The organism is Microbacterium sp. Z12_35 (assembly GCF_058310475.1).
This window is the reverse complement of the sequence record NZ_JBZEGJ010000002.1, coordinates 104,410-125,084: the sequence shown is the minus strand read 5'-3', so window position 1 is coordinate 125,084 and position 20,675 is coordinate 104,410. Positions and strand designations below refer to the sequence as shown.

Genomic DNA, 20,675 nt, shown 5'->3' with positions numbered 1-20,675 from the left:
CACGATCGCTCCGTTCATTCGAGCCGCCCCGCCGGCCCGGCGGCGGAAGCGGAGTACGTGCGGGGGGAGTAGGCGGCGAGGAAGGATGCGGCGAACTCGGCGAAGTCGTCGGTCGCGCCGGATGCGGCGTAGGCCGCGAACAGGGCGGCGCCGTAGGCCGTCCCCTCGTCGTGCGTGGACAGGGAGACACCGGGGAGGACGAGCTCGCGGGCGCGGACGACGCTGGCCATCTTCGACCAGCCGCCGGTCAGGAGCGTCGCCGTGGGAGCCGGCACTTCACGGTCCATGACCTCCATGACCTCGGCGCACATGTCGTTGCCGTGGAGAAGTGCCGCGATGAACAGCTCCTCGGGCGAGAGCCCATCACTGTTGGCGACGACCTTCAGAACGCCGTCGTCGTTGCGTGCGCCGCTCACGGCCAGCCCCCCGTCGGAGAGTGCACCACGCACCGGCAGCGTCATGACTCGCGCGTCGAGGTCGCCGCGACCGCGCTCGTCGGTCACACCGAGCAGCTGCAGGACCCGCCTCATCAGCAGGCCCGACTTGGTGCCGGCCAGCAGCACGTATTTGCCGGGGAGAACGTGACGGACGGTGTTGATCCCGGCGACGGCCAGGCGTTCGCGGGCGTCGAAGGGGAGCGCGGCGTCGAGGACCCGCACGAGCGCCTCGGCGGTTCCCATCGAGTCGTAGAGCTCGTCGCTCGCCGTGGCCCCCGCAGCGACCGCCGAGACGAGGTGATCGTGCCCGGCGACGGTGAGTGCCGCCCCGGCGAAGGCCCGCGGCATCCGCTCGTCGGAGAGGACCCCGACCGGAGTTCCGGCGCCGACGCGTTCGGCGAGGACCTCCGGACCCACGCCGAGGACCTCCAGCGCGGCGTCCCACGGGCGGCTGTCGTCCTGGTCGATCATGCCGGTGCGGGAGACGAGCGAGTACTCGGCCACGCGTGGGCCACCGAGGGAGCGGACGACGTACTCGGGAACGTTGAGGAAGGTGCGGCCGCGCAGCGCGACCCCCGCGTCACGGAGGTACAGCAGCTTCGAAATGGTCGCGAGCGGCCCGACGGGCAGGCCGGTGCGGCCCAGGAATTCGGCGCGGAACTCCGGCGGCGTGTTCAGGATCTGCTCGCCGCCGCGGGGGTCGAACCACGCCATGATCGGCGCGGCCGGCACGTCGGCAGCATCCAGCAGCACGCCCGCTTCGGCCATGCCCGAGACCGCGAGCGCGGTGATCCGGTATGACCCTTCGGGCGACAGGGCCGCGTCCACCTCGGAGGCCAGGTCGTGCACGACTCCGAGCACCCGCTCGGCGGGCATCTCGGCCTGACCGTGGTCGAGGCTGATCCACGGCGAGCGGCGACTGACGACGAGAACCTCACGCCCGTCGGGAGTGGCGACGAGCATCTTGATGCTCGTCGACCCCACGTCGATGCCGACGACGTATTCGCTCACGGCAGTTCCCCTCGGGAGAGGGTGGCGGGCCAGCCCGCGCCGGGCCGGGACACCAGCACGACAGCGTCGCCCTCGATGTGCCATGCGCCGAACGCGTGCGGGACCGCGACGGCCTGACCGCGCTCCAGTGCCAGCGTCTCCGTGCCCGACACCAGGGCGCCGGAGCCGTCGGTGACGAGCACGACCGCGAACCCGGCATCCACCGGGTCGGATGCGGAGCCCGCGCCGGTGGCCACGGCCAGGCGGAAGTACGGGTCAGCCGCAGCGGGCAGCACGCTGCGGATGTCGCGCCCCGGGCGCGCGGCACCCGCGGTCGTGATGAGCGAGGCGAGCTCCTCGGCGCCGAGCGCGGCGGTGCTGACGGCGGGCATGACCGTGTCGAACCCCAGGTCGAGGTGCGATTCCTCGCGCGTGGAGGTCGTGACCGACCACTCCAGCAGGATCGAGAAGTCCGTGGGTTCCTGGACCTCGGCCACGAAGATGCCCCCGTCGATGGCGTGGGCCGTGCCGGCGGGCACGAGCACGCCCATGCCCTCCCGCACCTCGATGCGGTTGAGGTGATCCAGCATCCATTCGCTGTCCTGTGCGTCGCGGCGGCGGTCGAGCTCGTCGCGGTCGACGGCTTCCTTCCATCCGACGTACACGGCGCAGCCCGGCTCGGTGTCGAGCACGTACCACGCCTCCGTCTTGCCGTACGGGCAGTCCAGGTGCGCGGCGGCGAAGCCCCGCTGCGGGTGAACATGGACGGGGAGACGCTGGCGCGCGTCGAGGAGCTTCACGAGGATGCCGACGTCGGAGGCGTTGCGACCGGCGCCCTGGCCGATCCATGCCGCGGGGTCCGCGGCGACGAGATCGCGCAGGTAGTCACCGTCGGAGGTGATGGCGAGACCGATCTCGGCGTCGCCGAAACGGGTCACCGTGGAACCGAGCCACTCCTCGGGCTGACGATCCGTCTCGGGGACGATTCCCCGGAGGGCGGCGATGCGGTCACCGCCGAGATAGAAGTGCTGCACGGGGTTCGGCGGGAGGAGGACGGGCTTCATGATTCGGCTCCGGAGAGGGTTGCGGCAAGCGGGATGCGCGGCGGGAGTTCGCCGGATCCCCGCAGGACGAGCGAGGTGGGCAGGACGATCTGCTGCGGCTCGGACGACGGGTCGTCGATGAGCTCGAGCAGCCGCTGGAAAGCGGCCGTGGCGATCGGACGGGGGGTGTGGTCGACGACGGTGATGGCAGGGGTGAACAGGTCGGCCAGCTCGAAATCGCCGAAGGAGATGATGGCCAGCCCTTCGATGCCGGCCGCGCGGATCGCGTCGATGGTCGCGATGGACGCGCGCGAGGTGGCGCACAACACGGCGGTCGGGGCATCCGGTCGCGCCAGCAACGTGGCGGAGGCCGAAGCCATCGCGGCGCGGGTGCGGGCGTGGTGAACGACGAGCGACTCGTCCACGGGGATCCCGGCCTCGGCCAGCGCTGCGCGGAACCCCTGCATCCGCGCGGTGTTCGTCGGATACTCGGGATCTTCGCCGATGAAACCGATGCGGCGGTGTCCGTTCGCCACGAGCTGCCGGGTCGCATCGCGCGCGGCGCCGAAGTCATCGACGAGCACCGAGTCGATGCCGTCACGGGCGCGGTCGACGCTGACGATGGGGAACCGCCGGCGGAGCAGCTGCAGCTCGTCGGCCGTCACGCCCACCGGCGCGATGATGAGCCCGCGCAACTGATGCCCGGCGAGGCGTTGCAGCTGTTCGCGCTCGCGGTCGGCATCGAAGCCGGTGCTCGCGAACAGCAGGCTCATCCCCCGCTCGATGGCGAGTTCTTCCAGCACGCTCACCAGGTCGGCGAAGAACGGGTCGGCGATTGCGTCGATGACGACGCCGATGGCATCCTGGCCCCCCGTTTTGAGGGAGCGCGCGGTGGTGTTCGGGAAGAAGCCGAGTTCGCGGATGGCGGTGAGAACGCGCTCGCGCGTGGCCTCACGAACGCCCGGCTCGTCGTTGACGACGCGCGAGACCGTCTTGATGCTGACCTTCGCGCGGTCGGCCACGTCGGTGATGCGGGCTCGGGGGTGGGCGACCGCACGAACGGCGTTCGTCGCTGTCCCCGCCATCTCGTCCTGCGCCATGTCCTTCTCCGACATCGTTGTCATTTCGGGTCCCCGCCCACTCCGGCATCCACCCGTCGATATAGTGGGCCTCGCACGACAACGTTGTCAAGTCCCATGGAAAGTGACCGGATGATTTTCCTCGCTGTGACCGGCGCCGCCGGTGCGGGCAAGTCCACGCTCGGGCGGGCGCTCGCCCGTTCCCTCAGCCTTCCCCTGCTCGACCTGGACAGCCTGACGAACGCCCTCCTCGAGGACGTGGTGAGCCCCCGTCTCGGGGACGCGCACTGGAACGACCCCGCCCTCCGGTCATCCGTGCGCCCCGCGCGCTACCGCGCACTGCGCGACGCCGTGGCCGATCAGCGCAGCGTCGGACTCGGCGCCGTCGTCGTGGCGCCGTTCACGGAGGAGCTGTCCGGCGGCGAGGCGTGGACCGCTCTCGTCGAGGCGTGCGGGCAGGAACCGACCGTCGTGTGGATGACGGGAACCCCCGAGACCCTCGCGGCCCGGCGAGCGACGCGCAGCGCCGACCGGGATGCGCACGCGATGGCGGCACCGCCGCATCCGCCGACGGTCCCGCACGTCCGGATCGACGCTGCGCTGTCGACCGCGCAGCAGGTCACGCGCGTCCTCCGGGCCCTCGGCATCCACCGCGAGATTCCCGCGGACGCGCCACTGTGGTCGCGGCACTTCGATGCCGCCCTGTTCGACCTCGACGGGACGCTCATCGACTCCACCCCGGCGGTGCTGCGGTCGTGGACCATGCTCGCGGCCGAGTACGACATCGACCTCGACCTGCTGGCTTCCGGCCACGGCCAGCCCGCGGCGGCACTGATCGCACGGATGTTCCCCGCTGACCGGGCAGCCGAGGCCCTCGCCCGCATCTCCGCGATCGAGACCGCGGAGGTTTCGGACGTGGTTCCGATTCCGGGATCTGCGGAGTTCTTCGCCTCCGCGCCGCGGCGGGCGATCGTGACGAGCGGCACTCGCCCGATCGCCGACAGCCGTCTCCGGGCGGCAGGGCTGCCTCGCCCGGAGGTCGTGGTGACCTTCGATGACGTGACCCGCGGCAAGCCGCATCCCGAGCCCTTCCTCGTCGCCGCAGAACGCCTGGGCGTCGATCCGCGGAGCTGTGTCGTGTTCGAGGATGCACCCGCCGGCATTGCCGCCGCGCGCGCGGCTGGCTGCGCGGTGGTCGCGATCACCGGCACGCACGACGCCGAAGAGCTCACCGCTGCCGACGTCATCGTCGACCGCCTCGACCAGCTGGAGGTAGTCGCGGACGCGGGCGGCTTCCGCCTGCGCGTCCGCGCCTGACCCGGCCGCGCGCGGTGCGGGGGCCTCGGGCCGTACGGGCGGTACGGGAGGAGATGGCGCATCGGGAGGAGGAAAACCGGCATCTAGGCCCTCCGAAACGCACATTTCCTCCCGAGGCGCACACCCCCGCCGCACCCCACCCCACCCACCCCACCCACCCGGGCAGTACGGGAGGAGATGGCGCTTCGGGAGGATGACATCCGGCATCCAAGCCCTCCGAAACGCACATCTCCTCCCGAGGCGCTCGGGGTCCGCCGCATCCACCTCGCCCACCCGGGCCGTACGGGAGGAGATGGCGCTTCGGGAGGCTGAAATCCGGCATCCAAGCCCTCCGAAACGCACATCTCCTCCCGAGACGCTCACCCCACCGCGCGGCAGGGGCCCCTTTGCAGCGGTAAGCGGGCGGTCAGCGGGCGGTGTAGCCGCCGTCGATCGGCAGCGAGACAGCGGTGATCATCGCGGCCTCGTCGCTGAGGAGGAACGCGATGGGTCCCGCGATGTCATCCTCAGTCGCCCAGCGACCCAGCGGCATCTGCTCCAGGAAGGGGCCCTGGATGTCGTCGCGACCCCAGTACCACGCCGACATCGGCGTCATCACGACCGTCGGGTTGACGCTGTTGACGCGGATGCCGTAGCGCCCGAGTTCCAGCGCCGACACTCGGGTGATGTTGTCCAGGGCCGCCTTGGACGAGCCGTACGAAATGTGGCCCGTGAGGGCCACGAGGCTCGCTTGACTGGAGACGTTGACGATCGCGCCGCCCTTGCCCAGACGGATCATCTCGCGGGCGGCGTACTTGATGACCAGCAGCGAACCGCGGGCATTGACCGATATCACCTTGTCGAAGACCGCGATGTCGGTGTCCTGGGGCGTGGCGATCTCGCCGCCGAAGCCGGCGCAGTTCACGACACCCCACAGGTCCCGTCCTTCCAGAGCCTCGCGGACCGAGTCCTCCGACTCGAGGTCGAACGCCAGCGGTCGGGCGGCGGTCTCCTCGACGATCGCCGCGAGCGATTCCTCCGTGCGACCGGCGGCGATGACATCCGCCCCTCGAGCAACCAGATGACGGACCGTGGCGCCGCCGATACCTCCTGCCGCACCCGTCACCAGGACGGTACGACCCTCGAAGTCTCGCATTTCTTGTGTTCCCCCTCGTTAGACTCTCGGCCGTGACCGATTTGAAAAGCTCGACGCTGAGTTCCGTCAACGACAACGTTGTCATCCCACCGTACGATCGAGACGCGACTCTATCCGGGATTGTGCACTTCGGTCTAGGCGGGTTCAGCAGGGCGCACATGGCGATGTACCTCGACCGCGCCCTGAGCGAAGGGGGATCCCCGGAATGGGCGCTGTGCGGAGTCGGGTTGATGCCCGGCGACGCGCGGATGCGTGACGTCATGGCCGCGCAGGACCGGCTCTACACACTCGTCACTCGCGCCCCGGACGGAGCAACGACGGCGCGCATCATCGGGTCGGTCGCGGAGCACCTCTACGCGCCGGATGATCGCGAGGCGGTGATCGAAAAGCTCGCCTCCCCCGCCGTGCGGATCGTGTCGCTCACGGTGACCGAAGCCGGGTACGGGGTCGACGACGCGACAGGACTCTTCGATCTCGACCGGGCCGGCGCACGCGCCGACACCGTCCCCGGCACGCTGCCGACCACCGTCTGGGGATTCCTCGCCGCCGGACTCGCCCGACGCCGGGAACGGGGCATCCCGGCCTTCACGGTGCTCTCGTGCGACAACATCCAGGGCAACGGCGCCGTGGCCCGCGAGGCCCTGGTCTCCTTCGCGCGGGCAATGGATGCGGAACTGGCGGAGTGGATCGCCGCGGAAGTCGCGTTCCCCAACTCGATGGTCGACCGCATCACCCCGGCCACCACGCCCGACGACATTGCGACCGTCGCCGAACTGACCGGCCTGCGCGACGGGTGGCCCGTGGGCGCCGAGGAGTTCGCGCAGTGGGTCATCGAGGATCGGTTCCCGGCCGGACGCCCCGCCCTGGAGGCCGTCGGCGCACAGTTCGTCAGCGACGTGGCGCCCTACGAGAAGATGAAGCTGCGGCTGCTCAACGCGTCGCATCAGGCCATGTCGTACCTCGGTCTCCTCGAGGGCTTCACGTATGTCCACGACGTCGTCGATGACCCCGACTTCGCCGCCTTCCTCGCCGGCTACATGCGCGAGGAGGCGGCGCCGACGCTGGATGCGGTGCCGGGAATCGACGTTGTGGCGTACCAGGCGCAGCTGCTCGAGCGATTCTCCAACCGGGCGATCGCAGACACCCTCGCTCGGCAGATCGTCGACGGGTCGGACCGCATCCCCAAGTTCCTCGTGCCCGTCATCCAGGACCGCCTTGCAGCGGACGGCGAGCTGGCACGGTGCGCCCTCGTGCTCGCTGCCTGGCAGGCATGTCTGGCGCGGGGTGCCCGCCATCCGCAGGAGCGACTCATCACCTCGGACGCGCGGCTCGAGCTGCTCGAGGCAGCTGCAGCGGCCGACGACGAACAGCCCGGGGCGTTCCTCACCCTCGTGCCGACGCTCGGAGTCGACGATCCTCGCCTTCGCGCCGCCTACCTCGCGGCGCGCTCGCTCCTCGCGGAGCGCGGGCCGCGCGGTGCCGTGCGCACCTTGGCCTGACCCCGGGCGGGGCTCATCCGACTCGGACACTTCGTCTCGCTGCGCTCGCTCAGTGTCCGGGAGCGTCCGGGTCTCCGTTCCGGACCCTGAGCGAGGAGCGTAGCGACGAGACGAAGGGTCGAGGTCGCGCGGGGACACTTCGTCTCGCTGCGCTCGCTCAGTGTCCGGGAGCGTCGGGCTCTCCGTTTTCTAGGACAGCGAGCCGGTCGCCTCGATCTCCACGCCCAACGCGATCGATGCCCCGGGGGCGAGGGGGCGGAGCAGCCCCTGCTCCCGTGCCGCGCTTCGGCCGAGGATCGTCGGCACGAGGGCGGGCTCGATACCGAGAACGAACGTCCCCGGTTCCGCGACGCGCCACTGGAACAGGCCCGGCAGCTGGGCGGTATCGAAGCGCACGGCCACCGAAAGCCCGCGCGGATTCACGACCTCGACCGCGACCGGCTGACCCGGAGGCAACTCATGCGCGAAGACCTGCTCGGGGTACGGCAGATGCGGAGCGGGGAGGGTGTCCCACGTGTCGGCTCCGGCGGCCGCATCCGCGTCGCGCGGCAGCACGGCCGTCGCGGGGCTGCGGAGGCGCGTGCCCTCGTCGATCAAAGGCCATCCGAAGTTGAGGTGGTACAGCACCATCGGCTCGACCGGATGGGCGCCACGGTTGCGGACGACGTCGTGAACCCGGATGCTCCGTCCTCCGACCGGCACGGAGATCCGTCGGCGCAGCTCGAGGTCGGCGCCGAACACCGCCGCCTCACGGATCACGCCCTCCACGACCACCTCGTCCTCGGTCGCTTCGGCCCGGACGATGGCCGCCGACAGGGACGTGAACCGCCCGTGCATCGGATGCTCCGCGCCCTCGTCCTGCGCGGCCGGCCCGACGTTGAGGAGGCCGCAGGTGGTCAAGAGCCCGCCGCCGAACGCCCGCATCCATCCGCGGCCATCGGCGTCGTGCACGCCGGCGCGCGGGAATCCGGTCGGCGAGATCCACGCGAGCGGGACGCCTCCCACGCGCACCTGGCCGAGGTCGAGGCCTCGGTCGGGCAGGAGCTCGACGTCGACGTCGCCCGCGACCATCCGGATGCGCCGCATGCCCGCCGACGGTCCGTCCGTGATGATCGACGCTTCGACCGATGCGGTCTGCAGAAGCGACCCGCGACGCTCTTGGGCCTCCCCGATGGGCCTTCCGTACAGCTCGGACACGATGCCATCCCTCCGTCGATGCGCCACGGTAGCAGCCCGGGCACCTGCCTGGGGGCGCGCGCGTCCTCGTATTGACAACGTTGTCTCACGCTGCTCATACTGTGAGGGCCGCCGCATCGGAGCGGCCCCGCATCCAGCTCCCGGAGAACGACCTCCCATGACGAAGCACCGGCTCAACCGCCTCTTCCACCCGCGATCCGGTCGCGCCCTCGACGTCGCCGTCGATCACGGCGCGTTTCACGAGCACGCGTTCCTCTCCGGCATCGAAGACATGGCGGCCACCATCGCCACCCTCGTCGACGCCGGCCCCGACGCGATCCAGCTGACCCTCGGGCAGGCTCCGCTGCTGCAGTCGGTGCCGGGCAAGCAGAAGCCCGGTCTCGTGCTGCGCACCGACATCGCGAACGTCTACAACAGCCCGCTCGAGTCGCCGCTGCACAGCATCCACGTTCCCGACGCGATCGAGGTCGCGGTGCGACTGGATGCGGTGGCGGTGTGCGTGAACCTTCTCGACCTTCCCGGGCACCCTGAGGTGCGCGAGCAGTGCATCCGCTCGATCCTCGCTCTCCGCACCGACGCGGAGCGCTACGGGATGCCGCTGATGATCGAGCCGCTCGTGATGCAGACCAACTCCGGCCAGGGCGGGTACATGGTCGACGGTGACACCCGGAAGATCGTCACGCTCGTCCGCCAGGCTCGCGAACTCGGGGCCGACCTCATCAAGGCCGACCCCACCGATGACATCGAGGACTACCACCTCGTCGTGCAGGCCGCCGCCGACACCCCCGTTCTCGTGCGCGGCGGCGGGCGCGTCGATGACCGCACGCTCCTCGAGCGCACCAAAGCCGTCCTCGCGCAGGGGGCCCGCGGCATCGTCTACGGCCGCAACGTCATCCAGCATCCGCATCCGGCCGGCATCACCGCGGCGCTCATGGCCGTCGTGCACGACGACGCCTCGGTCGACGACGCCCTCGCCCTCATCGGAGGTCAGCGATGACCGAATCACGGCGCGTGAACGTCGGCATCATCGGCGGCGGCCTGATGGGACGCGAGATCGCGGCGGCCCTCCGGCGCTGGCCCGCCCTCCTCGACCATCCCGCCGACCCGCAGCTCGTCGCGGTGTGCGACATCAACCCCGCCGCGATGGAGTGGTTCGACCGCATCGAGACCGTGCGCCTCAAAGTCACCGACTATCGCGAACTGCTCGCCGATCCCGGCATCGACGTGGTCTACATCGCCGTGCGGCACGACCTGCACGAGCAGCTGTACGTCGACACCATCCGCTCCGGCAAGGCCCTCCTGGCTGAGAAGCCGTTCGGAATCGACGGGGCGGCGGCGGATGCGGTGGTCCGCGCCATCGACGAAACCCCCGGGTCGTTCGTCCGCGTCTCCAGCGAGATGCCGTTCTTCCCGGGCGCCCAGGCCGCCGTCGACTACATCCGCAGCGGGGCGCTCGGTCGGGTCATCGAGGCGAAATGCACCTTCCTGCACTCCAGCGACCTCGATCCGGCGAAGCCGCTGAACTGGAAGCGGCAGAAGCAGTTCTGCGGCGAGGCCGGTGTCATGAACGATCTCGGCATGCACACCTGGCATGTTCCCCTGCGGCTCGGGTGGGTGCCCGAGCGGGTGGTCGCACTGCTTCAGGACATCGTGACCGAACGCGCCGGACCCGATGGCGACCTCCTCCCCTGCGACACGTGGGACAACGCGGTCATCCACAGCTGGACCACCCACGAGGGCGCGCCGTTCGTGCTGACGACCGAGACCAAGCGCATCGCTCCCGGCGAGAAGAACACCTGGGAGTTCGAGGCCGTCGGCATGGATGGCGGCGTGCGGTTCAGCACGAAGAATCCCAAGTCGGTCGAGGTCTTCGCCGTCGTGGACGTGCCCGGGGTCGGTCGCGAGCAGAGCTGGCAGCGCATCGACTCGGGGAGCCAGTCGGTGTGGCCGACGGTCACCGGCGCGAACTTCGAGTCGGGATTCTCGGACGCCATCCTGCAGATGTGGGCCGCGTTCCTCGCCGAGTACACCGGTGACCTCGGCGACCGGTTCGGCACCGTCCGGCCGGAGGAGGCCGCCCTCACCCACCGCATCTTCGCCGCGGCGATCGCGTCGCGCGACGAAAGCGCCCTGGTCGCGGTGGCACGCTGATCTGCGCCGTGGGCGGCTCGGCTCCGTAGGATCGATCCGAAACGTCGCGGGAGGGAACTCGATGCGCAAGAGCGGTCGCCCCACCATGGTGGACGTCGCCGCCGATGCCGGAGTGAGCCTCAAGACCGTTTCTCGGGTCATCAACGCCCAGCCCAACGTCGACGCGGCGCTCATCGACCGGGTGAACGCATCCATCGCCCGACTCGGTTTCCACCGCAACGCCCTGGCGGCGAGCCTGCGGTCGGGCAGCCGGGACACCATCGGCTTTCTCGCCGCGGACCTGTCGAACACGTTCTATATGACCATCGCCGCCGCGGTGTCGGCGATCGCGGTCGGTCGGCGGATGCAGGTCATCATGGCCTCGAGCGAAGAGGATGCGGCCGCCGAGCGCACCCTCGCGCTCGACCTGTGTCACCGACGTGTGGGCGGTCTGCTTCTCGTCCCGGCGGGCGATGATCAGTCCTACCTGTCCGGCGAGATGGCGACGACGCCCGTGGTCTTCCTCGACCGCCCCGGCGGCGGGCTCGACGCCGACGCGGTGCTCATCGACAACCGCGGCGGTGCGCGGGATGCCGTGGCCGAGCTGCTGCGCGACGGCCATGAGCGCGTCGCGATGCTGTTCGACTCCCCCTCGATCTTCACCATGGCCGAGCGCCGGCAGGGCGCCCTCGACGCATTCGCCGATTCCGGACGCACGCCGGATCCTGCCTTGGTGATGACGGGCTTGCACACCCCTGCGGACGCACGGGAGGCCATGGAGCGCCTGCTGGGAGCGGAGCATCCGCCGACCGCCGTCTTCTGCGCGAACAACCGCTCCACGATCGGGGCGCTGGAGGCGATCCTCCCCCGCAACGCCGAGGTGGCCGTGACCGGGTTCGACGACTTCGAGCTGGCCGGGGTGCTGCCCCGCCGCATCCGCATCGTCGACTACGACATCGAGCGCCTCGGCACGGTCGCGGCCGAGACGCTCTTCGCCCGCATCGACGGCTCGGCCGGCGCCGAACCGTCACGCTTCTTGCTGCCGACCCGCCTCATCACGCGCGGCGGCTACGCGCGCTGACCCGGTGCGCCGCCCCGTGCCACGGCGAGAAACGACGATCCGGGCGAGACGCCCCGCGACGCGGGGTTTCTCGTGCGGGATGTGGTTTCTCGCGGCGAGCGAGCTCGCGGCGGAGAGGCGAGCGGCGCTAGGCCTCGCGGGTGATCGTCACCTTCACGCGCAGCTGGCTCTTGAACGGGCCGGCGTAGACGCCACGCAGCGGCGGCACGTCGTTGTAGTCGCGACCTCGCCCGACCAGCACGTGCCGGTCACCGATCTCGATGTTGTTCGTGGGATCGAACCCCTGCCAGTCGCCGGCGAACCACTCCACCCACGCGTGCGACTCGCCAGTCACCGAAACGCCGACCTCGGCGTTCGGGCGCGGATGCAGATACCCCGACACGTAGCGGGCCGGGATCCCGACCTCCCGAAGCGCGCCGAGAGTGATGTGCGCGAGGTCCTGGCAGACGCCCTTGCGCGCCTCCCACGCCTCCGACGCCGTGGAGTGCACACCGGTCACGCCGTGCATGTACTCCACCGCATCGCCGATCGCCTCGGCGATCGCGTGCGCCGCGCGCCCGGGGTGGTCGTGCTGCGCCGCGATCGACCGGGCGATCTCGGCGACCTCGGGATGCGGCCGCGTGCGCCGCGTCTGGACCAGCTGCTCGACCGTTCCGATCGACCGCCCCGCCTCGGCGGCGAGCGCGTCCCAGGTGAGGTCGACGTGGGAGATCGGGCGCGGACGGACCTCGACCAGCGAGCGGGCCGCGATCGCCAGAGCCGAGTGCGGCGACAGCACATCGAAGGCGCTCACCCGCGTGCCGAAGTAGTCGACGTACGAGTTCACGCTCGTGGACGGCTCGATGTCGAGGGCCGAACTCAGCACGAACTGGCTGTCGGTGGAGACCGGCAGCATCCGCGCCTCGTTGTACGACGCCGAGACGTCGCCCTGGTACGCGAACCCCGTGGAGTGTTCGATCCGGAGCCGCTTCATGAGATCTCCCCGATCCAGCTGGGTTCGGCCTGGGCCGGGAAGAACCGCGAGCGGATGGCTTCGGATGCTTCGCGCGTGACCTTCTGCACACGCTGCATGTGCAGCGGCAGCTCACCGAGGATGTCGCTGATGGGGCGGTACTCGAGATCGTTGCGGATCTGTCCGAGCGCCCGCAGCACGGTGTTCGAGTGACCGACCCGATCGGCCCGCGGGTCGATGGCGCTCATGCACTCCTCGGCGCGTTGGATCGAGTAGATGATCGAGCGCGGAAAGAGGCGATCCAACAGCAGAAACTCCGCGGCGTTGCGGGCGCTGGGCATGCCGCGGTACGTGCGCAGATACGCCTCGTACGCGCCGCACGACCGCAGGATCGTCGTCCAGGACGGGCCGGACGCCTGGGTCAGGGAGCGGGTGGCCAGGAGCCGCGCGGTCATGTCGGCACGCTCGATGCTGCGGCCCAGGGTGAAGAACTGCCACGCTTCATCGCGGCTCGTCGAGGAGTCCACGATGCCGACCGCCAGGGCGGAGCGCTCGCGGACCCAGCCGAAGAACTCGTGCACCTTGTCGGTCTGCAGGCGCCGCGGCATCCGCGAGTTCGTCGTGTTCAGTGTTTCCCACAGCTCGCTGGAGACGATCTCGCGGGCACGGCGAGCGTTCTCGCGCGCCGCGGTGAGCGCGTACGCGATGCTCGCGGGGTTCATCCGGTCCACCGCGAGGCGCTGCAGCACATCACCGCGGCGCACCTTGTCGTCGCCCTCCGGGACGACCGACCCCATCACGCTCAGCAGCGATCGGCACGCGGTGTCCTCGTCGATCCAGGGGTCCTCGAGCAGGAGCTGAAGGTGGATGTCGAGAATCCGCGCTGTGCCGTCGCTGCGCTCGATGTAGCGCCCGATCCAGAACAAACTCTCGGCGATGCGGCTCAGCATGCGCCGTCCTTCCCGGTCGGCCGAGTCATGTCCCGCAGTCGCAGGTAATCCGGGCCGGAATCCTGCACGACTGAGACATCATCTTCGCGCTGCTGTTGCTGCTGCTCGTGCTGAGGGCCGTGCTCCTGCGGGCGGTCCTCCTGTTGCTGTTGCTGCTGCTGCTCGGTGCCCGTGCGGGGACGGTCCTGCGGTGAGTGCGTCACCTCGGGCTGACCGTCGTAGATGATCGGAATGGATGCCGTCACCGTGGCCGCCTGGTCCGCGACGAGCCCGGCGAGGCCATGCCCCTGCCCGTACTCGACGTGCGTGGGCGCCGAACCACCGACGATCCATGTGTCCTTCGACCCGCCGCCCTGGCTCGAGTTGACCACGAGCTGACCCTCGGGAAGAGCCACCCGGGTGAGGCCCCCGGGAAGAACCCACACGTCGTCACCGTCGTTGACCGCGAAGGGCCGCAGGTCGGCGTGGCGCGGCCGCATCCCGTCCTCCACGAGCGTCGGGATGGTGGAGAGCATCACGACGGGCTGTGCGATCCACCCGCGCGGATCGGCGATCAGGCGCTGCCGGAGCTTGTCCAGCTCCGACGGGGATGCATCGGGTCCGACGACGAGCCCCTTGCCGCCCGACCCGTCGACGGGTTTGACGACGAGTTCGTCCAGGCGGTCGAGCACCTCTTCGAGTGCCCCCGGATCCTCCAGGCGCCAGGTGTCGACGTTCCGCAGGATCGGCTCCTCGGCGAGGTAGTACTGGATGAGCTCGGGCACGTAGGTGTAGAGGAGCTTGTCGTCGGCGACGCCGTTGCCGACCGCGTTGGCGATCGTGACGTTGCCCAGACGCGCGGCGAGCATGAGCCCCGGCGCTCCGAGCATCGAGTCGGCGCGGAACTGCAGGGGGTCGAGGAAGTCATCGTCGACACGGCGGTAGATGACATCCACCCGCCTGGGTCCGTGGGTCGTGCGCATGAAGACCTTGCCGCCCATGCACAGCAGGTCGCGCCCTTCGACCAGCTCGACGCCCATGAGGCGGGCGAGCAGGGTGTGCTCGAAGTACGCGGAGTTGTACACCCCCGGGGTGAGCACGACGACATTCGGGTCGTCGATGCCGCCGGGGGCGGAGGCGCGGAGGGCGGCGAGAAGCTTGTTCGGGTAGTCGCCGACGGGCCGCACGCGGAGCGACGTGAACAGCTCCGGCAGCGTCTGCGCCATGACACGGCGGTTGGAGATGACGTAGCTGACGCCGCTCGGCACGCGGACGTTGTCCTCGAGCACCCGCATCTCGCCGTGCTCGTCCCGGATGAGGTCGATGCCGGCGACTTGGATGCGGACGCCGTTGGCGCTGTGGATGCCGGCGGCCTGCCGGTAGAAGTACTGCGACGAGGCGATGAGCTGCGCGGGGAGGATGCCGTCGCGGACCGCGTGCTGGTTTCCGTACGCGTCGTCGAGGAACGCCTCCAGGGCCCGAACGCGTTGCTTGACCCCCGCCTCGACGCGCGACCACTCGTCGTAGTCGATGATGCGCGGCACCGCGTCGAGCGGGAACGGTCGTTCTTCGCCGGCGAAGTCGAAGGTGACACCCTGCGCGAGGTAGGAGCTCGCCAGTGACTCGGTGCGCCCGCGCAGCTCGTCCTGCGTCATCTGGGCCAGTGCCTGGTAGAGCTCGCGATACGCGTCGCGGGATTCCGCGTGAGCCCCCGGATGCGCCGGATCACCGAACATCTCGTCGAAGGGCGGGATCCCGGACGGGGTCTTGCGTGGCGCCAACGTGGCGCCGTAGCCGTCGAACAGGTCACCCATGTCATGAGCCTATCCGGGGCCGTGTTGCCGAAATGTTTCCGACCCAGGGGCTTGCGCGTCGCCCTCTCGCCGCCCAGGGCTCGCGGAGATGGCGCACGTGCGTCACGGCGCATATGCGGCACCGCCATCGGGTTCACCTCGATGAGACGCGGCCACACTGGAGGCACCATCCCCCTGGCCGCTCAGTTCGGAGACGCATGTCCACGCGCCGCACTCGCACCCTCTGGCGAGGTTCCCTCGCCGCAGCCCTGTCGACCACGCTCATCGTGACGGGAACGACCGCCTCCCTGGGCGCCGCATCCCCGCCTCCCCCATCGCCCGATCTCGCCGCACCGGCGGCTGCGGGCGGGGAGCAGCGGGTGACGCTCATCACCGGTGACGTCGTGACCGTGGGCGACGCCGGTGGCGGTCGCAAGACGGTCTCGGTCGCCCCCGCCGAGGGGCGCGAGAGCGTGACCTTCCAGACCACCGAGGTCGACGGAAAGTTCCTCGTCATCCCGAGCGACGTCGTGCCGTACCTGGGCGAATCCATCCTCGACCGTCGCCTGTTCGACGTCACCTCCCTCATCGAAGACGGCTACGCCGAGCGTGATGCGCTTCCCCTCATCGCGACCTACGCCGACCCCGAGGCCGTCCGCACCCAGTCCTTCCCGGAGGCGACGGCCACCCGCCTGCTCCCCTCGATCGACGGCACGGCCCTCGAGACGCGAACCGATTCCCTCGCCGAGCTCTGGCGGGCGCTGACGCCCGGCGAAACCGGCGTGGCCGACACGTCGGGCGGCGCCGCCCTCGGCAACGGCATGTCGGGTCTGTGGCTCGACGGGCTCGTGCGCCCGACGCTGGAGCAGAGCGTGGGCCAGATCGGCGCACCCGACGGCTGGGCGGCCGGCTACACCGGCGACGGCGTCAAGGTCGCGGTGTTGGACACGGGTGTGGATGCCACGCACCCCGATCTCGCCAACCGGGTCGCGGCGGCGGAGGACTTCTCCGAGAGCGCGACGGGAACCAGCGACCTCTTCGGCCACGGCACTCACGTGGCCTCGACGATCGCAGGGTCGGGGGCGGGCAGCGAAGGCCGCGAGCGCGGCGTCGCCTACGACGCCGACCTCCTCATCGCGAAGGTCTTGGCCGACGACGGGTTCGGTCAGTTCTCCTGGGTGATCGCCGGCATGGAGTGGGCAGCGGCCGAAGGCGCCGACATCGTGAACATGAGTCTGGGTAGCGGACCGACCGACGGCACCGACCCGCTGAGCGTCGCGCTCGACCGCCTCGCGGCCGAGACCGGCACGCTGTTCGTCGTCGCTGCCGGGAACGAAGGCGGTGTCGAGACCGTCGGTGCCCCCGGTACCGCGGCCCGTGCACTCACAGTCGCCGCCGTGGACGCCGAGGGCGCGATGGCCGACTTCTCCAGCCGTGGACCACGCTATGGAGACGGAGCCCTCAAGCCCGACATCTCGGCGCCGGGAGTGGACATCGTCGCCGCCCGAGCGGCGGGCACCGACATGGGCGACGCGGTGAACGACCTCTACACAGCGGCCTCCGGCACCTCGATGGCGACCCCGCACGTCGCCGGGGCAGCAGCGCTTCTGGCCCAACAGCGGCCCGAACTGACCGGCGCCGAGCTGAAGGAACTGCTGATGAGCTCGGCCACGTCCGCTCCCGACGCGTCGGTGTGGGAGCAGGGCGCGGGCGAGGTCGACGTGACCCGCGCCATCGGCCAGCAGGTGCGTGCCAGCGGGTCGGTCGACTTCGCGCACGTGAGCGAGGATGCACCCGTCACCCGGACGATCACCTACCGCAATGACTCGGCCGACGCCGTCCGGCTGACGCTCGCACTGGATGTGCGCAACGCGGATGATCGCAGCGTGACGTCGGACGCGTTCACGGCGCCTGAGAGTGTCGATATCCCCGCCAAGGGGTCGGCGGACGTCACGGTGACCCTCGACTCGGGTCTCCTGCCCCACGCCAACTGGTCGGGCGCCCTGACAGCCGCCTCGGCCGACGGCGAAGTCAGCGTGCAGACCGCCGTAGGCGCGATCCGCACCGGGCCGAAGCACCGCGTGACGGTCACCGCCGTCGGTTTCGAGGGTGAGCCGGTGACCACTCCCGTCGACTTCTTCGGCGAGCGACTGGGGACCGATGTGTTCGATTGGGTGGGCGAGAACGAGGGGCCACGGCAGATCTTCCTCGAGGAGGGCTCCTACCTCCTCAGCGGTCTCATCACTAACGGAGGCGGACAGCACGCGCGCACGGCGGCGATCGTCGATCCCAACGTGGAGGTCACCGGCGACATGTCGATCGTGCTCGACGCTCGGAAGACGCGTGAGGTGACCGTGCGCACCCCGCAGCTCGCCCAGCAGCAGACGGTGCACAGCTTCTACGCCTACCGGAAATTCGCGAGTGGTCGCGCCGTCAGCGCAGGAGTCCGCGAGTTCGGCGAGACCGGCGTGTGGGTCACCCCCACGAAGGAGGTCACCGACGGTGCGTTCGAATTCTCCTCACGCCGGCAGATGGTGCGCCCCTCCGCCGTCCTCGAGACCCGCGGTTTCGGCGGGGTCCCCGTGACGAACCTGATCGCGACGTCTCCCCAGTGGGATCGTCCGCGGACGCTGGGGCTCGTGGCCCCGGGACCCGACTTCGCCGGCGTACGCGGGCGAATCGCCGTCGTCGAGGCAACCGACGCCAGCGAGCAGGGCGACCTGGTCGCCCGGGCGGCCGCGGCGGGTGCGGCAGCGGTCATCCTCGTCTTCCCCGAGGAATTCTCCATCCGCGACGTCTTCGACCCGAGTGCCGAACGAGATCCCATCCCGGGGATGGTGACGAACGCCCGCGACGGCGAGAAGCTCCTCGCGCTCGCTCGAAAGCGCGGCGCGACGGCGAAGCTCGAGGTCAGTCGGTCGAGCCCCTACCTCTACGACATCCAGCACTCCGTCTCGGGCAGCATCCCGGACGGGATCGAGATCGAGGTGACGAAGGCGAACACTCACCGCGTCCGCACCACCTACTCCGACACCGGCGGCTTCCCGTGGACGGATGAGCAGCGATTCAGCTGGCGGCCGTGGCAGGAGTATGCGCTGAACGACACGTCGCGGATCGTGGCGACACCCTCGACGCGGGAGGAGTGGGTCACGGCGGATGACTCGCTGTGGCAGCACAGAGTCCTCGCATCGCGCTTCGACCTCAACTGGGGGGCTCTGCAGGGCGGGGTGGCGGGGCTGCCCCGGACCTACGAACCCGGACGCTCGGAAGAGACCTGGTACGGCACCGTGATGCGCTCAGCCGGCGTGGCGGGCGTGCCCTCCGCGCGCACCGACGATGTGATGTCGCTGCGGATCCCGGAGTACGTGGATGCGGAGGGCCACTTCTCGATCGGCGAGACATCGAGCACGGCGGCGCGGCTCTACCGCGACGGCGCCCTGATCGCCGAGACGAACTCGGGGGTGGCGGACGTGGCGGTGACGGGCGGGTCGGCGCAGTACCGGCTGGAGCTGTCCGTCCGGCGGGATACCCCCGAGTGGCGCTGGTCGCCCGCGGTCGACACGGCGTGGACGTTCCGCTCCGACCGCCCGGCGGACGGGAAGACGGCGGAACTGCCGCTCATCCATGCGGCGTACGAGCCTCCGGTCGACGACACCGGAACAGCATCCCGGCGCTCGCACACGCTGCCCATCCGCATCACGGATGCAGCCGGCGCGACGGTCCGCGACGCGAAGGTCGAGGTGTGGCTGTCTTCCGACGCCGGGGCGACGTGGAAGCCCGCGCACGTGCGCGGCCACAAGGGCGAGCTGAAGGTGGAGGTGCCGCGCGGAGACACGCCCGTGTCCGTTCGGGTGGTCGCGTCCGCCGGTAAGGATCGCCAGGTCGAGCAGACCGTCGTCGACGCCTACGGGCGAGGCTGACTGCGCAGAGGCTGACGCACGGAGGGGCTGGCTCGGATCAGAGCCAGCCCCTCCGGGCCGCCTGATACGCCAGCGCCGGCCGGCTGTCCACGCCCGCGATCGCCATGAGCCGCAGAAGGCGGCGCTGCACCGTGCGGCGGCTGATGTCGAGCAGCGTGCTGAGCGACTTGTCGGGCATGCCGGCGACGAGAAGCGAAAGCAGAGCCCGATCCTCCTCGGTCACTTCCGCACCCCCCGCATGGCCGTCGTCGCGCCCACCGGCCAGCCGGAGCGGCGTGGCCCCCTCCCACACACTGTCGAAGAGGGCCAGAAGTGCGTCGAGGAGCTGACCGGGACCGATCACCGCGGCCGTCGGTTCGGCCACGCCGCGCTCGGCGTCCGGAAGCAGCGGGCAGAGGGCCGTGGTGCGGTCCACGATCGCCAGCCGCACGGGCAGCGACGCGACCACCCGGCTCTCCTCCCCCCACCCGATCGCTTCGGCGACACCGTCCATCTCCCCCGGCATCTCGAGCAGTGCCCGTTCGTACACGGCTCGATAGCGCACGCCGCGCTCCAGGGCCGCTCTCTCCTCACCGTTCTCGGTTCCGGCCATCGCCAGCGGGTTGGCCCGGCAGAACCAGAGGATCTCCTGGCGCGCGGACGACTGCAACGCGCGCAAGGTCTCCCGGAGCGGCTGGGCACCCGTGACCACCTCGACGACGAAGCGCGGATCGCGACGCCGGTTCGCGGTCCGGTAGGTCTCGCTCAACGAAGCGACCAGAAGGCGCGAGGCATCCAATTCCTGCTGCCGCCGGGCGAGAGGCGCGGCGAACGCGACATCGGGCGACATCGCCTCCACCGCCCCGGCGACCGCCCCGTGGTCGCTCACGAGCCCCCTCCGGCGCAGTCGCTCCAGCAGCCGCCGCGCGTCCGGCAGCGGCACGCGCATCGCCTCGGCCACCCGTGCCGCGTCGGCCGTGCCCGACCCGAGGATCACCCGGTAGGCCGCCTCCTCGTCGTCGTCGAGAAGACCGCCGGCCTGCACGGGGCCACGGTCACCCGCATGCGGCGCCGAGCGCCACGTCTCCGTGTGCGCGAGAGCGCCCCAAGGGGTTCCATCCGAGGTCAGAGCTGCGCCATGGCCGTCGAACGGTTCACCCATGCAGCGAGCGTAATCGCCCGCTCATTGCGGAG

Annotated in this window: 15 protein-coding genes; 6 read left to right on the top strand and 9 right to left on the bottom strand. The window is 70.4% G+C overall.

Going from position 1 to position 20,675, the window contains the following annotated elements:
- Positions 1–14 precede the first annotated feature (14 nt).
- From AC4FS1_RS13470 to AC4FS1_RS13460, 3 genes are read right to left on the bottom strand one after another with little or no spacing between them, the layout of a single operon-like run.
- A complete protein-coding gene (locus AC4FS1_RS13470; RefSeq protein WP_491155939.1) occupies positions 15–1,448 on the bottom strand; it encodes an FGGY-family carbohydrate kinase in 1,434 nt (477 codons plus the stop codon).
- Positions 1,445–2,491 (bottom strand): class I mannose-6-phosphate isomerase, encoded by a 1,047-nt coding sequence (locus tag AC4FS1_RS13465; RefSeq protein WP_491155938.1) that lies wholly within the window; start codon positions 2,489–2,491, stop codon positions 1,445–1,447. The genes AC4FS1_RS13470 and AC4FS1_RS13465 overlap by 4 nt, the downstream gene beginning before the upstream one ends.
- A complete protein-coding gene (locus AC4FS1_RS13460; protein ID WP_491155936.1) occupies positions 2,488–3,594 on the bottom strand; it encodes a LacI family DNA-binding transcriptional regulator in 1,107 nt (368 codons plus the stop codon). The genes AC4FS1_RS13465 and AC4FS1_RS13460 overlap by 4 nt, the downstream gene beginning before the upstream one ends.
- A gap of 87 nt (positions 3,595–3,681) precedes the next feature.
- Here AC4FS1_RS13460 and AC4FS1_RS13455 point away from each other — a divergent pair, with 87 nt between their 5' ends.
- Positions 3,682–4,866 (top strand): HAD-IA family hydrolase, encoded by a 1,185-nt coding sequence (locus AC4FS1_RS13455; protein ID WP_491155934.1) that lies wholly within the window; start codon positions 3,682–3,684, stop codon positions 4,864–4,866.
- Between the two features lie 406 nt (positions 4,867–5,272).
- Here AC4FS1_RS13455 and AC4FS1_RS13450 read toward each other — a convergent pair whose 3' ends face one another.
- The gene (locus AC4FS1_RS13450; RefSeq protein ID WP_491155932.1) at positions 5,273–6,001 is read right to left on the bottom strand and encodes an SDR family oxidoreductase; all 729 of its coding nucleotides are present in this window, start codon (positions 5,999–6,001) and stop codon (positions 5,273–5,275) included.
- Positions 6,002–6,033: 32 nt separating this feature from the next.
- Here AC4FS1_RS13450 and AC4FS1_RS13445 point away from each other — a divergent pair, with 32 nt between their 5' ends.
- Positions 6,034–7,500: a mannitol dehydrogenase family protein gene (locus AC4FS1_RS13445; RefSeq protein WP_491155930.1), complete on the top strand. Its 1,467-nt coding sequence runs from the start codon at positions 6,034–6,036 to the stop codon at positions 7,498–7,500.
- A gap of 189 nt (positions 7,501–7,689) precedes the next feature.
- Here AC4FS1_RS13445 and AC4FS1_RS13440 read toward each other — a convergent pair whose 3' ends face one another.
- On the bottom strand, positions 7,690–8,697 hold the full coding sequence (locus AC4FS1_RS13440; protein WP_491155929.1) for an aldose 1-epimerase family protein: 1,008 nt from the start codon (positions 8,695–8,697) through the stop codon (positions 7,690–7,692).
- 157 nt (positions 8,698–8,854) lie between these two features.
- On the opposite strand from AC4FS1_RS13440, the gene AC4FS1_RS13435 reads away from it, so the two are divergent.
- From AC4FS1_RS13435 to AC4FS1_RS13425, 3 genes are all read left to right on the top strand, one after another.
- The gene (locus tag AC4FS1_RS13435; protein WP_491155928.1) at positions 8,855–9,694 is read left to right on the top strand and encodes a class I fructose-bisphosphate aldolase; all 840 of its coding nucleotides are present in this window, start codon (positions 8,855–8,857) and stop codon (positions 9,692–9,694) included.
- On the top strand, positions 9,691–10,848 hold the full coding sequence (locus AC4FS1_RS13430) for a Gfo/Idh/MocA family protein (protein ID WP_491155927.1): 1,158 nt from the start codon (positions 9,691–9,693) through the stop codon (positions 10,846–10,848). The genes AC4FS1_RS13435 and AC4FS1_RS13430 overlap by 4 nt, the downstream gene beginning before the upstream one ends.
- A gap of 61 nt (positions 10,849–10,909) precedes the next feature.
- On the top strand, positions 10,910–11,908 hold the full coding sequence (locus AC4FS1_RS13425) for a LacI family DNA-binding transcriptional regulator (protein WP_491155925.1): 999 nt from the start codon (positions 10,910–10,912) through the stop codon (positions 11,906–11,908).
- Positions 11,909–12,035: 127 nt separating this feature from the next.
- Here the strand turns inward: AC4FS1_RS13425 and AC4FS1_RS13420 are convergent, their stop codons facing one another.
- From AC4FS1_RS13420 to AC4FS1_RS13410, 3 genes are read right to left on the bottom strand one after another with little or no spacing between them, the layout of a single operon-like run.
- A complete protein-coding gene (locus AC4FS1_RS13420; RefSeq protein ID WP_491155924.1) occupies positions 12,036–12,881 on the bottom strand; it encodes a transglutaminase family protein in 846 nt (281 codons plus the stop codon).
- On the bottom strand, positions 12,878–13,810 hold the full coding sequence (locus AC4FS1_RS13415) for an alpha-E domain-containing protein (protein WP_491155923.1): 933 nt from the start codon (positions 13,808–13,810) through the stop codon (positions 12,878–12,880). Before AC4FS1_RS13415 ends, AC4FS1_RS13420 begins: the two co-directional genes overlap by 4 nt.
- On the bottom strand, positions 13,804–15,603 hold the full coding sequence (locus tag AC4FS1_RS13410) for a circularly permuted type 2 ATP-grasp protein (protein ID WP_491155922.1): 1,800 nt from the start codon (positions 15,601–15,603) through the stop codon (positions 13,804–13,806). The genes AC4FS1_RS13415 and AC4FS1_RS13410 overlap by 7 nt, the downstream gene beginning before the upstream one ends.
- A gap of 197 nt (positions 15,604–15,800) precedes the next feature.
- On the opposite strand from AC4FS1_RS13410, the gene AC4FS1_RS13405 reads away from it, so the two are divergent.
- On the top strand, positions 15,801–19,502 hold the full coding sequence (locus AC4FS1_RS13405) for a S8 family serine peptidase (RefSeq protein ID WP_491155920.1): 3,702 nt from the start codon (positions 15,801–15,803) through the stop codon (positions 19,500–19,502).
- A gap of 37 nt (positions 19,503–19,539) precedes the next feature.
- Here AC4FS1_RS13405 and AC4FS1_RS13400 read toward each other — a convergent pair whose 3' ends face one another.
- Positions 19,540–20,643 (bottom strand): hypothetical protein, encoded by a 1,104-nt coding sequence (locus AC4FS1_RS13400; RefSeq protein WP_491155918.1) that lies wholly within the window; start codon positions 20,641–20,643, stop codon positions 19,540–19,542.
- Positions 20,644–20,675: the final 32 nt, after the last annotated feature.